At 67.8% G+C, this 13,317-nt stretch carries 12 protein-coding genes; 5 read left to right on the top strand and 7 right to left on the bottom strand.

What is annotated here, in order from left to right:
• Nucleotide 1: 1 nt before the first annotated feature.
• Nucleotides 2-898 (bottom strand): helix-turn-helix domain-containing protein, encoded by an 897-nt coding sequence (locus DN051_RS07350; RefSeq protein ID WP_112438301.1) that lies wholly within the window; start codon nt 896-898, stop codon nt 2-4.
• Nucleotides 899-1,787: 889 nt separating this feature from the next.
• Between DN051_RS07350 and DN051_RS07345 the strand changes: the two genes are divergently transcribed.
• The 5 genes from DN051_RS07345 to DN051_RS07315 all read left to right on the top strand — a co-directional run bounded on the left by DN051_RS07345 (nt 1,788) and on the right by DN051_RS07315 (nt 7,858).
• On the top strand, nt 1,788-2,219 hold the full coding sequence (locus DN051_RS07345) for an XRE family transcriptional regulator (protein ID WP_245237322.1): 432 nt from the start codon (nt 1,788-1,790) through the stop codon (nt 2,217-2,219).
• Nucleotides 2,220-2,252: 33 nt separating this feature from the next.
• Entirely contained in the window at nt 2,253-2,765 is a 513-nt protein-coding gene (locus tag DN051_RS07340) for a hypothetical protein (RefSeq protein WP_246040957.1), read from the top strand.
• The gene (locus DN051_RS07335; protein WP_112438300.1) at nt 2,762-3,970 is read left to right on the top strand and encodes an MAB_1171c family putative transporter; all 1,209 of its coding nucleotides are present in this window, start codon (nt 2,762-2,764) and stop codon (nt 3,968-3,970) included. The genes DN051_RS07340 and DN051_RS07335 overlap by 4 nt, the downstream gene beginning before the upstream one ends.
• Nucleotides 3,967-5,415, top strand: a complete 1,449-nt coding sequence (locus DN051_RS07330; protein ID WP_112438299.1) for an amidase family protein — start codon at nt 3,967-3,969, stop codon at nt 5,413-5,415. The genes DN051_RS07335 and DN051_RS07330 overlap by 4 nt, the downstream gene beginning before the upstream one ends.
• A 658-nt stretch (nt 5,416-6,073) precedes the next feature.
• Nucleotides 6,074-7,858: a Shedu anti-phage system protein SduA domain-containing protein gene (locus tag DN051_RS07315; RefSeq protein ID WP_112438298.1), complete on the top strand. Its 1,785-nt coding sequence runs from the start codon at nt 6,074-6,076 to the stop codon at nt 7,856-7,858.
• Nucleotides 7,859-7,919: 61 nt separating this feature from the next.
• On the opposite strand, the gene DN051_RS44950 is transcribed toward DN051_RS07315, so the two are convergent.
• From DN051_RS44950 to DN051_RS07285, 6 genes are all read right to left on the bottom strand, one after another.
• A complete protein-coding gene (locus DN051_RS44950) occupies nt 7,920-8,093 on the bottom strand; it encodes a hypothetical protein (protein WP_162624710.1) in 174 nt (57 codons plus the stop codon).
• A 131-nt stretch (nt 8,094-8,224) separates the two neighbouring features.
• Entirely contained in the window at nt 8,225-9,331 is a 1,107-nt protein-coding gene (locus tag DN051_RS07310) for a bifunctional class I SAM-dependent methyltransferase/NUDIX hydrolase (protein WP_246040955.1), read from the bottom strand.
• The gene (locus tag DN051_RS46395; protein ID WP_246040952.1) at nt 9,213-9,470 is read right to left on the bottom strand and encodes a hypothetical protein; all 258 of its coding nucleotides are present in this window, start codon (nt 9,468-9,470) and stop codon (nt 9,213-9,215) included. The genes DN051_RS07310 and DN051_RS46395 overlap by 119 nt, the downstream gene beginning before the upstream one ends.
• A gap of 29 nt (nt 9,471-9,499) precedes the next feature.
• Nucleotides 9,500-10,402, bottom strand: coding sequence for an NUDIX domain-containing protein (locus DN051_RS07305; RefSeq protein WP_246040950.1), 903 nt, complete (start codon nt 10,400-10,402; stop codon nt 9,500-9,502).
• 129 nt (nt 10,403-10,531) lie between these two features.
• A complete protein-coding gene (locus tag DN051_RS46115) occupies nt 10,532-11,800 on the bottom strand; it encodes a M15 family metallopeptidase (RefSeq protein ID WP_246040948.1) in 1,269 nt (422 codons plus the stop codon).
• A complete protein-coding gene (locus tag DN051_RS07285; protein ID WP_112438296.1) occupies nt 11,797-13,281 on the bottom strand; it encodes an NUDIX hydrolase in 1,485 nt (494 codons plus the stop codon). Before DN051_RS07285 ends, DN051_RS46115 begins: the two co-directional genes overlap by 4 nt.
• Between the last annotated feature and the right edge of the window lie 36 nt (nt 13,282-13,317).

Raw genomic sequence — 13,317 nt, 5'->3', positions numbered from 1 at the left:
GTCAGCCCTCCGTTCCGGTCGGCTCGTCGAGGGCGGCAAGCAGGGCGGCGGTGTGGGCCTCCGTCCGCGTCATGCCCCCCGGTACGGCGGTGTTCTTGCCGGGCACGGCGTAGAGGTTCGGTCGGCTGGGAGCGTGCTCCCGGGCGACCCAGGCGCGCCAGTCGGCAGCCCAGGCTTCCGCCGCCCTCGGAGCATGGCCCGCCCGGTGTACACGCCACTTCGCGTCGGCGGCCCGCAGGCCCTGCTCGCCGAGGCGATCGAGGTGTCCCTGCTGGCGGGCCCAAGTGTGGGTAGCGGAGTCGACCTGCCACTCGGCAGCCGGGAGGACGGCAGCACCACTACTGCTGTACCTCCGGTTCAAATCAGGTTCACTACGGTTCTGTGTGCCGGTAGCCGGTACATCGCTGTGCCGGTGGCCGGTACGTCGCTGTGCCGGTTTCCGCCTCGACCTGCCGGTTTCCGGTACTGCCGGATTCCGGACCCTCGCGGGGGATTCCGGCACCTCACGCGGGCGGATTCCGTACCGCCGCAGAGCCGAGAGCCGAAGCTTCGCGGGGCCCGCGGGCTCGTCTGCTGCTGTGTCGCTGTCTTCCTGCTCCTGCTGCTCTCGCTGGGCCTGGGCGACCACTTCGGCGGCGAGAGGCATGCGGTAAACCGTGCTGCGCTGCGGACCCACGAGGTCATCGAGCTGTTCCAGCTCGCCGGCCAGGAGCAGGCGCTCGACGGCTTCGCGCACCGTGGAGACCGAGGCGCGGGTGCGCTTGGCCAGGCTGGACAGCGAGGCCCAGGAGATGCACTGCTCGTCGGCCACCCGGTCGGCGATCGACAGCAGGACCAGGCGCGCGGCTCCTCGGCTGGAGCTGTGCTCCCACACCCACTCGCGGGCTTCGCTGCTCATCGGCCGCTCCAGACGAGCGGGCGGGTCCGGCTGGTCGCCGGGGCCAGGGTGGTGCGGTCCGGCTCGGGGCGCTGAGGCGCCGAGGCGGTAGTGGCTGCCGCGCAGGCCAGGCGGAAGGGCCTTTTAGGCAGGGCAGGAGGCATGCGATACTCCTCTTTGCAGTGTTGCCACGCTGACGCGCCCCTCGGAAGGACTCAGCGTGGTGATGGTGGGCACTCTCCGCCCTTGCCGGGGCGGGTATGCCGCTTTAGCGTTCGGCGTCCGTGAGTTACCGCTCTCGGGCGCCGTCGCTGTTTGCGGACCTTCGCGGTCCGGTCCGTGCTCGCGGTCTCCTCACGTTCGTCGCCGCAGGCGGGCTGCCCGGGGACGACGAACATACGCACGGACCGGTGTCAAGATCCAGACTTGGTTCTTAAACTCTGTACTGGTTGCAGAGAGTCACCGAACGGTCGTGTGCCGCAGCCGTCCGCAGAGAGCCTGGCGGGGTCCGTCCTCGCGTCGAAGTGCACCGTTGCCGCGGTTGCCTTGTACGCCAAGAGCCTGCCATTGTGCCCGAGTTGGAGCGGGAGTCTGGTATTCCCGGCAGCGGAAAAGCGATGTGGATGAGGAGTTTCCACGGTCGCCTCCGCGCTTTCCGATCGAAGATCAAATACGGCCTGCCAGACGTGACGTATGTGGCTGGGCGAATGTGGCTTGCGCCACGTCGCCCGGCGTACTCCAGTCGGTAGAAACGGACAGGTCGACCTGAAACAGGCGGTACGTGCCACACGGAAACGTGCTGGTGAAGAAGAACTTTCCACACGTGTGATCGGCGCGTCAAACTGGTGTTTATGGCGGGGTAGGGTGGCTGAAGTTACGACGAACCCGTCCTGGAAAGGATCATGAAAGAGTGGCCGAAGGTCAGGTGAGCCCCAAGGGGCTCATGGATCGTCTAAACCGCCTGTTCGACACTGTGCACCCGCCCGATCGCGGCCCTTACAGCAACGCTGAAGTGGCCGAACTGATGGAGAAGCGAGGGCTGGGCAAGCTGTCGGGGCAGTACCTGTGGCTCTTGCGGACCGGGCAGCGCGATAACCCGACGAAGCGTCACCTCGAAGCGCTCGCAGGGTTCTTCGGCGTGGATCCCGCCTATTGGTTCGACGATGCCGTCGCCGAAAAGACCGTTCAGGAACTTGAGTTGCTCGCGCTGCTTCGCGACGCGAAGATCAAGAACGTTCTTCTTCGCCTATCCGACGTCTCCGCAGACGGAAAGGATGCCGTCCTGGGGATCGTTGAGAGCGTGCGAAAATCCGAGGGGCTGCCGCCCTCAACTGGCGCGTAAACGTCCGCAGTTCAGTAATGATCAAGGAAAGCAATGTGGTCTGCACGTAGGCTGCGCCGGCCTGACCTCTTGGCCGAGCTGAAGCTCCCGCACGTCACCAACATCCGCGACCTCAGCGACGAGGTCTCTCGCCGCACGGGACGGACGGTGGTCCTAGAGCCCCGGGAGCAGGCGCCCTCGGTGTGCGGGGCATGTGCCGTTACAGAGAGTGCCGTCCACGTTTTCTACGACCCGTGGACCAGTGTCCTGCACCAGGATCACATCATCGCCCACGAGTTCAGCCACCTATTGCTCGGCCACCACGAGAACCGACCGGTCTCCGCGCTGGCTCCGGCCTTCATCACCAGCGTGGACCCGGCCACCGTGCAGATGATGTTGGGGCGCACCAAGTACGACGAGGACGAGGAGCGAGACACCGAACTCCTAGCATCGCTGCTCCAGCGCCGGATCATCGACCGGTGGTTGCGCAGCGACGAGCCCTCCGGGGACGAAGTGCAGGATCGGGTGACGCACACGCTGCTGCGCCGACGGGAGGCCCGGCCGTGAAGGACCTGCTCCACCCGATCAGCCTCGTCGTCGCGATGCTCGGCTTCCTCTGCCTCCTGCGGGACGTGCCCACCCGGCGCCGCGACCCCGCCTCCGCCGCGCTGGCCGCTGTCTTCCTGCTGTCAGGGCTCTCGTTCCTGTTCTCCATCACGCCGATGTGGAACTACCTCGACCGCGTGCTCGGCACCGTCAACATATCCGCTCCCCTCGCGCAGGGCTGCGTGGTCGCGCTCCTGGCCTGCCAACAGGTGGTCCTCACCTACTGGGGATCCCCGCCCAAGGTAGCCAGCCTGCTTAGTCGCCGCTGGCTCTGGGCCGGCTTCGCGGTGATCGCCGGGCTGCTGGTGCTGTTCGCCCTGCTGACGCCCAACGCGCCGCACCCGATCGACTTCACGCTCTACTACGCGCACGACGACTGGTACGCCGCGTACCTCACCCTGTACGTCACGGCCTACACCATCGGCGAAGTCTTCCTCGCCCGCGCCTGCTGGCGCCTGGCCCGCCGCAGCACTCGCGGGTCCGTCCGCGTCGGCCTGCGCATCGTCGCCCTCGGCGCGACCGTCACCCTCGGATACAGCGCCGTCCGCATCGGCAACGTGATCGCCGGCGCCTTCGACACCTCCCTCGCGGAATGGGAAAGCTTTGCCTGGACCTGCGGCGATGTCGGCGCCATGCTCACGCTGATCGGCTGGCTCGTGCCCACGATCAGCGACCAGGCCCAGAGCGTCCGGTACCGGATCAAGCAGTACCGCAGCTACTACGGCCTGCGCCCCCTATGGCTGGCCTTCTACAGCGAGGCACCCGAGATCGAACTGCCGATCGACAGGGTCGACCCGGCCCAGCGGCGCCGCTTCCGTCGCATCTCGATCCGGCTCTACCGCCGAGCCGTCGAGATCCGGGACGGCCGGTTCGTGATCCGCCAGTACCTCGACGCCGCCGTCCGCGAGGCCAGCGAAGCCCGTCACCGGGCCCGAGGGCTTCACGGAAAGAATCTGTCCGCGGCCGTCACGGCGGATCAGATCCTCGCCGGAATCGCCGCCAGGGCCGCCGGCGCCCGCCCGGAGCCCGACCAGCTCACCGAGTTCGCCGACTTCGAACGCCAGACCACCGGGCCCATGGACGACATCGACGCTCTCCTCGACGTCGCGCGCCACCTGCCCCGCCAGCCCGCACGAGCCCCCCACCTTGAGCGAGTCTCCGCATGACGAACGACCTCACCCAACAGCCCGCCCACGTCCAGCTCCAGGCTCTGGACCGCGGCGAGATCTCCAGCCGCGAACTGCTCGACCTGCACCTCGCCCAGATAGACGCCAGCCAGATCAACGCCGTCATCACCCGCGACGACAGCGCGGCCCGAGCCGCCGCGCACGCGGCCGACGAACGCCGCGCTCGCAACGAGAGCGCGGGCATCCTCGACGGCCTTCCCCTCACGATCAAGGACAGCTTCGAGACGGCCGGCCTGCGCACCACCAGCGGTGCCGAAGACCTCGCCGATCACGTCCCCGCCCGCGACGCCGACGCGGTCGCCCGGCTCCGCCACCAAGGTGCCGTCATCATGGGCAAGACCAACACTCCGGCGTACTGCCAGGACCTGCACACCGACAACGCCCTGTTCGGCCCCACGCTCAACCCGCACGACCTCAAGCGCACCACCGGCGGCTCCTCCGGCGGCCCCGCCGCAGCAGTCGCCGCACACCTGACCCCCGCCGATCTCGGCAGCGACCTCGCCGGCTCCCTGCGGCTCCCCGCCCACTACTGCGGCGTCTACGGCCTGCGCCCCACCCACGGACTCGTTCCAGCCCGCGGCCACATCCCCCGACCGCCGGGGTGGATCACAAGCAGCGACATGGTCACCCCTGGCCCCCTGGCCCGCCACCCCCGAGACCTTGACCTGCTCCTCGCCGCACTGACGACACCGTCACCCGACGAGAACAACCCTTGGAGCGTCACGCTGCCCACGGCGCAGCGCCCGATCGGCCAGCTCCGCGTGGCCGTGTGGGCCGACGACACGAGCTGCCCTGTCGACCGCAACACCGCCGACGCTGTCGCCGCCCTCGAACGGACACTCGCCTCCGCCGGCGCCAGTGTTCACCGCACTGCGGGGCCGGTCGGCTTCGCCGAATCCCTCCGCCTCTTCGAGCAGCTTCTCCACGCCACCACGACGGCCGCCACCGACGACGCCGCAGGCGCGGCCGAACTCGCCGCCGCCCGTGACCTGCATCCGGACGACGCGAGCCCACGGGCCGCCATCCTCCGCCACCGCACGCAGACACACCGCGTCTGGCTCCGCGCCAACGAGGAGCGCCTCCGGCTCCAGCAGACGTGGCACCTGTTCTTCGCCGACGGTCAGTACGACGTCCTCATTACGCCCGCCGCTCCCACCGCGGCGATCCCGGCCGGGAGCCGTTCCCTCACGGTCGACGGCGCCGAACGGAGCTTCTTCGACCAGACCGGCTGGGCGAACCTCACCAGCCACGTCGGGCTGCCCAGCCTGGTCATGCCGATTGCGCACGGCGCCGATGGCCTCCCGATCGGTGTGCAGCTCGTAGGACCGGCCTATTCGGACCGGACCCTGCTCGTGATGGCCGAGCACCTGGCGCCCCTGCTCGGAGGAACGGCCGAGGGCGTCATCGCACCACGGAGCGGATGACCTCTACGTCACCGTTGTAGGTGACTGCGTCTTCATCGGCGGTAGGCGGTTCGAACCGAGCGAAGAAGTCGTCCAAGGCTTCGGGATATGGACAGGATTTGTTGCTGTCCGTTGTCCACGTCTCGGCCACCGCGACGTGCCCCCGACGCCTTCATGAGGCGATGGGCCGGGTGGTGCTGCGCTCCAGGCGCGGCACCGAGATACTTCCGGCGTTCCCGGAGATGGGGGCTGGGGCTGTGCAACTGCCGGATGCCACCACTCTGGACGGCGAGCTGCTCGGCTGGTTGGAAGCGTTCGAGGACGGCGACAGCCCGGGCGACCGGGGCGGTAATGATCCAGCTGGCCGGAACTCCATGGGCGTCTTCGCCCTTGAAAGCGAGACTACGCAGCCGGTGGCGGTAGACGCGGCCGTCCGGATCGCGTTGGACGCTCAAGCAGCCGCGTTGCAGGTGCTTGACTACTGGTGCAGGGGTGTTATTCCGACCATGCGCAATCCTCGCCCAAGGCGGATGTGTCAGCGCGCTAGTCGAGACCGTGGGCTCACGCCACCCCGAACGTCCGCTCGTGCCGATGAGCGAGCGTAACCTTATGGTGCCGAAGTACGTGCACGGCCTCGGCTCCCCGGCCCCGCACCGGACCATAGCCCTAAGCTGATCAGATGGCGGACAACCTGCTCATCCATGGCGGCAACGAGAACGCACTTCGCACCCTGAAGGACACCGGCCAGTATCGAGGCAGGGTCAAGTCGGCGTATCTGCGACCGCCGTGGGACACGCAATGGGGGTTCGAGCACAACGAAGCTCCCGGCCGCGCGTCCTGGCTCGGCATGATGCAGGTGCATCTGCGTCTGGTGCGCGACCTGCTCGCCCCTGACGGCTCTGCGTGGGTGCACGTCGACGACCGGCAGTTCGCTGACTGCCATGTGCTCATGAACAAGGTCTACGGCCGATCGAACTTCGTATCTACAGTCGTCGTTCCAAAGCCTGCACGGAATAACTCCCGTCACTTCACGGTCAGCCACGACTACCTACTTGTCTTCGCGAAAGACGCCTCGACATGGCAGCCGAACCCTCTCCCTCGTACAGCCGAATCAGAGTCGAGTTTCCGCAACCCTGACAACGATCCCCGCGGGCCGTGGCGAGCAGCCGACCTTTCCTCCCCCGTTCTTCGTGAGAACCTGCGCTACGAAGTGGTAGGTCCGTTCGGCACGGCCGTACAGCCACCTGCCCGCCGTTCTTGGCGATTCACCCAGCAGCGTTTCGAGGAACTCGATCGCGACGGACGTATCGCATGGTCGCCCAGCGGCCGTCCGACGCTGAAGCTCTATCTATCGGAGGCCCCTGACAAGCCGCCCTCCACGGTATGGAGTGCGGCCGACGTGGGGACAAGTTTCCAAGCGCGCCAGCACCTGCGCGGACTGCTCGATGACATGCACCAGCCGGCTCCGCCGCCGGAACAACTGCTGCAACAGATTCTCACGATCGCGACCAACCCCGGTGACCTCGTGTTCGACTACTTCGGCGACTCAGGCACGGCCGCTGCGGTCGCGCACAAAACTGGCCGCCACTGGCTCGCTGTCGACAGCGAGTCGCACGTCGTCCGCGACCGTCTGGACAAAGTGATCAGCGGTAACGACTCAGGCGGCATCACACATGAAGTGAACTGGACAGGCGGCGGTCACTATGACGTAATTGCGGCGGCGAGACCCGACGAAGAATCCGGGCCCCCTGATTCGGGCGCCGACGAACATGTGCGGATTCAGGTCGTCACGTACCGGAAAGACGGCAGCGTTGTTCCCGCATTGGACTCGACCGAGAAGGACCACCGATCGGCCGAGCTAAAGGTCATCAGGCAACGCCGCGAACTCCTGCAGGAGCTTCGGAAGGTCGTCAGCGACAGGAGTGCGCCGGAAGCCGCAGTTCAACGGATAATCGGACGCAATCACTGGATCTTCGGGGGTGAGTACACGGAAGCCTCGGAACGACGTGACCTGTTGCCCCTCGACCAGCACGACATTCTTCTCGTGCGCGCTGACCGCAGCGTTCACGTCGTCGAACTCAAGAAGCCCGGCGCCGCACTTGTCAGGTGGCACCGCAACGGCCTGATCATGTCGAACGAGGTGCACGAGGCGGTGAGTCAATGCAGGAACTATGTTCAGAGAATGGATGACGCGGGACCGACACTGGAAACGATCCACCGCAACACACTTGACCTTGACTACGATTACCTTCGTACACGGGGGACCGTTGTGATCGGGAATCCTGATCAAGTGGAGGTACCTGGAGTAACTCAGCAGATGGTCGCCCGTACCATCCGTTCCTTCAACACGGACCAGAGCCGAGTTCAGGTACTCACCTACTTGGATCTGATCGAACGCGCGGAAGAAGCACTCCGCTTCGTCGAGGACGACCTCGAAACTCCTGGTATCGAGAGTGCACCCTGATGAGGTACACGCTGGTCTCTCTGCGGACAAGTCGATGCACTCTCATGCCGCCGAGCATGTGTTACCGGCCTGAACTCTGCTCGTGGTCTTGTGTAAGGCGGGCGGCGAGGTAGTCGGCCCAGTCTCGGCGGCCGTAGGTGACCCAGCGGACGGCCTTGTTGACGTGGAGGCCGAGGAGGTCGGCAAGAATTGCGGCGGGCAGGTCGGCGGCAAGGGCCGGTTCGCGCGGGCCCACGCCTGCCAGGACGGCCGCCGCAGCGGATCGGCTCCGAGGGATTCGGCAGACGGCTGCGGTAGGCCCACAGAAGCCGCACCGCACGCCGGTAGCGGTAGGTGGAAGTAAGGCACAGACGCAGGCCGACCAGCTCACGGTGGTAGTCGTTCAACTCCGCGCCACTCATCTGGGCGAGCGTGCGTCCGCGGGCGTCGGCCCACAGCAGTAAGTGGCGTACGCAGCTGAAGTGAGTGCGGATGCTGGCGATGGTGATCGGCTGCTCCCCGGGCGGGGTGTCCAGGGTGAGCTGGGCGTAGAACAGGCGCTTGGCGGTGGGGACGAACGCCGTCGGCAATGTCGTGAAGTCCAGCTTGAGCGACTTGCGGTCGGCACGCAGCCACGCCGGCGTCGTGGACGAGCGCGCCGACGGTGACCCGCAGGACACCAGCGACGTGATCGACGAGCGTGCCCAGGAGCCCCACGTCCTTGGCGCGAGCGACCAGACCGGTCTCCTCGGTGGGTTCGCGGTTCACCGCGTCCTCGAATGATTCCCCGGCCGCCACGTTGCCGCCAGGCAGTTCGAGGGTGCCGCGGCGGTGCAGGCCCAACAAGATGCCCTCTTCACTGAGCAGGATCGCTCCGACGCCGACGGCCGCGTGCGCTTTCGGCGCTCTGGTGCTGCGGGGTCGGCTGGAGACGCGCGCCGGCCGGTCGGGGACGCGCCGGGCGCGGATGAGCTGCTGGATGACGGTGGCGCTGTTGTCGGGGTGCGGTAGCAGGTCGATGGCCTCGACGCGGAAGCCGTACTCGGTAAGCAGGTCCTCCCACAGTTGCGGTGCCAGGACCCACATCTGCGTCGGCAGGGGTGGGTCGTCGCGCAGCAGGATCATCTGCTCGCGCGGCGCCACTTCCGTGGACGGACCGCGACCGTGCAGGTCGGTGTGCAGGAGCGAGAGGATCAAGGGGGCGCCCGGACGCAGGCCGTCGCGCAGTGCCGGCAGCGAGCGGTGCGGGTCTATGAAGGCGAGCGTCCCGATCGCGTACGCGGCGTCGAACGGCTCGGCTCCGGCCAGGTACTCGGTCACGTCTGCTTGGACGAACTCCACACCGTCGACGTCGGCGTGGGCGGAGACGGCGCGTTCATGCTGGGTCGGGGACAGCTCGATGCCGGTGACGCGGGCCGTGAGCCTGGACGAGGTGGACGGCGTGGTGGCCGGCTCCGGACCCGATGTCCAGGACCCGGCGGCCGGCGACGTCACCGAGGACTTCTGCACCCGGTCCGATCCCTTCCCAAGGCGTCCAGCCGAGCTGGTCGGGGATGGGCGGGGTGTAGGAGCGGGCCAGTTGGCGCTGGCCGTAGATCTGCCAGGCCCGGGTGTTGGTGTCCTCGGCGGGCACGGTTGCCTCCTGGGTGGGGGAGTTGAGGATCAGGTGTGCGTGATCAGGTAGGCGGGGCCCTCGCCGCGCCGGGCTCGTTCAATGGCGTCGAGCCGGGCGAAGGCGCGCGGCGCCATCAGCTCCTGCCAGGTGGCGAGGTGGTGGACGGCCCACATGTCGTGCTCTGCGGGATCGAGGCGGATTTGGCCGAGCTGGTCGGCGGTCAGCTGGCCTCCGTCGAAGATGAGCCCCACCTTGTTCAGCGGCAGGCGCGGCCCGGCGTGAAGGAAGTGCGTCAGGAGCAGCTTCGGCGTTTTCCTACCGAGTTCGAGGCCCGTCTCCTCGACCGCCTCGCGCCGGGCGGTCTGCAGCGGGTCCTCGCCTGCGGCGTCCAGGTTGCCGCCCGGGAACTGCCAGAGTCTCGAGCCGTAGACCGAGCGGAGCTGGACCGGCCGGTCGTGTTCGTCGCGGATGTACAGGCAGCCGTACACCGTGTGGTGGGGGACGGTCTGCGCGTACTGCGTGGGCGTCATCGGCATGGGGCGGCCGGGCCGGGCAGGGCGGTGGTCGAATGCGAGGGCGAGAACGCCGAGCACTTCCTTGGCCGGCGGGTGGATGCTGCGGAGGTTGGCGAGCAGCTCTCCGGGCGGCCCGTCCGGGTCGATGCGCATGGTGTCCTCCGAGCTGAGCAGAACCTCGAAGGAGGGGTATGGGGTGATCCGCTGCACGATGATGTCGAGTTCCCGCCCGGTGTCCCGGTCGTGGAAGACGACCGTGTCGCCGACTGCGACGGCGCGCTTCTGCGATGTGGCCACTCTCACTTCGATCGTCTTCCGGCCTGCTTCCACTTGGCGGTAGTACCGCCCGAGCAGGTGCATGTGGTGCTCTTGTGGTTCACCTCCGGTCGCCGGACTCGGGACGGTTGGGATCGCCTGCTGCGTGTCGTCAGGCATACGTGCCTCCGTTCGATGCGTTCTGTCCGTTGCGGTCTTGGGATCGCAACCGGGCCAGGAGGCGGCGGCCACGCTCCCGTGTTTTCGGATCGGCGTGGGGGCGAGGAAGTGGACGAGGCTGTCGGCGCGCTAGGGCAGTTCGATCGGTCCGTAACGCGCGTGCGGCTCCTGCCTCATCAGCGCGTCGTACCGGTCGGCAACCGAGAAGTGCCAGAACTCCGTTCCATAGTTGGTAAAACCTGCGTTCTCCATGGCGTTGAGCAGCAGCGTGCGGTGGTAGCGCGCGCGATCGCTGAGGTTCGGGGCGTGAGTGAAGCAGGCCCCGTCGCTCTCCTCGGGGGAGGCATTGACGCGGGTGCCGAGGTCGAGTTCGTGGCCGTCCTGGTCGGCGAGGGTTACGTCCACGGCCGCCCCCGCGGAGTGGGGGGCGATCTCCGGCGGCGACACGTACCGGCTGGCGGCCTGGTGCAGCCGCTCAGCTGTCCAGCCGGGGTGAGCGGCGGCCAGCTCGTTTCGGTACTCGGTGAAGTACCGCTGCTGTAGGGCCAGTGGCCGGTAGCCCTCGATGAATAGCAGGTCGGTGCCAGCGGGCAGGAGCGAGCGGGCGTGCTCCAGCCGGGCTAGGACGCCCTCGCGGACGTGGGCGAACGCGCCCAGCGGATCTTGCTTGCGGGGGTCGACGCGGAAGCTGTGGTCACGCACGTCGACGAGCGGCTCCCCGCACTCGCGCACCGGCATCGCGGCGACCTGCGGATCGGACATCAACACCAGACTGTTCATCGAGTCTCCCTGTGACGGCTTGCACTGTGGCGGCGGAATTGGGGAGGCAGAGGCTAGATCGGTTTCGCGCAGGATTCGCGCGATGGTGTCCTGCAGCGTGCTGTCGGCCGGGATCACGGTCTCCAGACCGCCGGGCAGCAGATCCAACTCGCGGTACCAGGAGGCGAGATGGTTGTCGGTGACTTGCGCCAGGTACGCGGCATCCGCTTTCGACGCGTGGCGGACGAACGTCGTTTCCAGCGGCACGTCCAGGTAGTAGCAGCAGGAGACGCCGCGGTGGTCCCGTACCAAGGACGTGATCATGTGGCTGTAGCGATCGGCGTACAGGATCCCTTCGAGTACCACGTGAAAGCCGGCGTTCAGTGCGTCGCGTGCGATCCTGCCCAGCAGGGCGATGTTGGCGCCGCGCGCGGTGTCGTGTTCCCTGAGCACGTTCCGGCGGATCACGTCCTGGCCCACGATCGCGATACCGCGGCCGTAGTGATCTCGCAGGCCCTGGGCCACACTCGACTTGCCTGACGCCGAGTTGCCGCGGATCACCACGAGGTGGGTGTCCTCACGGCCGGCCGCAGTTGCAGTGGACAGGCGACGGTGTGCGCCGCTCGGTGTGCCGGTCATGCGGGCCAGCCCGTCTCGCTGTACAGCTCCCCGTTCTGGATCTTTCCGATGGCCACCCGGGTGTAGGGGACGAGGTCGTCGGGGAGCGCGGCGGGGTCCCAGAACTTCCACTGGGTGCACTTGTCCGGCTCGCGCAGTTCCGGTTCGCCGCTCCAGGTCCGGGCGCGGAAGAACAGGCCCATGCGGGGCCGGTCCCCAGCCTTGTCGACGTGGTGGACGACGTGGACGAGTTCGACGTCCCGTCGCTCGATGTGCAGGCCGGCTTCCTCTCGGGCCTCCCTGATCAGGCAGGTGATGGCGCTCTCCTGCTCGCAGTGGCCGGCCAGGGCGTGCCAGGTGGACGGCGCGAAGGCGGAGTTGGGGTGGCGCAGCCCGAGCAGTACCGTCCCGTCGGGCCGCTCCAGGTAGAGGTGGACGCCGATGACGTTGAGGACCGTGCCGTGCGGCGAAGCTGGGCGGCGCTCCTCGTGCGATGAGGGCCCGCTCTGCGGCGCGGTGCTGGCCGGGAGGCTGGCGGCGTGGCGCCGTACGAGGTCGCTGGTGGTGTCTGCGATGCGCAGGCGGTGGAGGTCGTCGGGGGCGAACCAGGCCAGCATCACCCCTTCCGTCAGGCGGAGTTCGCGGGGATCGCCGTTCCAGCGGCCGGCGTAGATGGCGATGGGCACGCTCGCGCCAGCGTCGTCGGAGGCGTACTCGGTGCCGAACGGGGTCAGGTCGGCGATGTCGAGGCCGGCTTCCTCGGCCAGTTCACGCCGCACGGTGTGTTCCAGGGTGGCGTCCTGGGGCTCTCGACCGCCGCCCAGCAGGGACCACATGCCCGGCTCCCAGATCCGGCCGGGGAAGTAGTCGCGCAAGTGGAGCAGGTACTCGCCGCGGTCGTTGTAGATCAGGGCGGAGGCGTTGGCGGTCTGCGGTTCGGTCTCCGCTGTGAGCTTGAGCAGCTTCTCGCGCAGGGAGGGGGAGGTCACCCTGTCCACGGGCCGCCACTCGATGCTGCTGACCTCTTCTTCCTGCAGCACCACCGGCGCCTCGGTCGCGGCGTGCAGGCGGAAGAGAAACCGGAGGTCGAAGTGCTGGTGGCCGGGTTCGCCTTTGCCCGGGTGGGCGTCGATGTCGTGGATGTCGATGTCGAACGGCACGGCCTCGTAGCCGGGCCACGGTGCCACGGCCTGGGGCGGGATCCCGGTCTCCTCGTGCAGCTCCCGCAGCGCCGCTGCTGCCAGGGACTCGTCGACGGGCTCGGCGTGTCCGCCGGGGGCGAGGACCTTCCCGCTCGCCAGGTGCAGCACGTGCAGAACGCGGCCGAGCGGGTCGACGACGATCGCGCCGCAGGTGACGTGCCCGGTGAAGGTGGAGCGGCTGGCGATGTCGGTGGGCCGGTCTAGGGCGTCCAGGAGGCCGCCGAGCTGCTCGCGCTCGTGAGGGTGGCGAGCGAGGTAGGTCTCGACGGTGGTGCGGATGTGGTCGTGCGACAACGGCATGGGGCTACCTCAGAGGTGCGTGGAGCGGGACGAGTC

Source organism: Streptomyces cadmiisoli, assembly GCF_003261055.1.
GTDB lineage: Bacteria > Actinomycetota > Actinomycetes > Streptomycetales > Streptomycetaceae > Streptomyces > Streptomyces cadmiisoli.
Note: the sequence above shows the minus strand (reverse complement) of the source record. Positions and strands in the feature narration are given on the sequence as shown.

Excerpts from the sequence above, each read along its gene's own strand:
- DN051_RS07350 (WP_112438301.1), bottom strand. The coding sequence starts at position 898 with ATGAGCAGCGAAGCCCGCGAGTGGGTGTGGGAGCACAGCTCCAGCCGA.
- DN051_RS07340 (WP_246040957.1), top strand. The coding sequence starts at position 2,253 with ATGTGGTCTGCACGTAGGCTGCGCCGGCCTGACCTCTTGGCCGAGCTG.
- DN051_RS07330 (WP_112438299.1), top strand. The coding sequence starts at position 3,967 with ATGACGAACGACCTCACCCAACAGCCCGCCCACGTCCAGCTCCAGGCT.
- DN051_RS07315 (WP_112438298.1), top strand. The coding sequence starts at position 6,074 with ATGGCGGACAACCTGCTCATCCATGGCGGCAACGAGAACGCACTTCGC.
- DN051_RS07305 (WP_246040950.1), bottom strand. The coding sequence starts at position 10,402 with ATGCCTGACGACACGCAGCAGGCGATCCCAACCGTCCCGAGTCCGGCG.
- DN051_RS46115 (WP_246040948.1), bottom strand. The coding sequence starts at position 11,800 with ATGACCGGCACACCGAGCGGCGCACACCGTCGCCTGTCCACTGCAACT.
- DN051_RS07285 (WP_112438296.1), bottom strand. The coding sequence starts at position 13,281 with ATGCCGTTGTCGCACGACCACATCCGCACCACCGTCGAGACCTACCTC.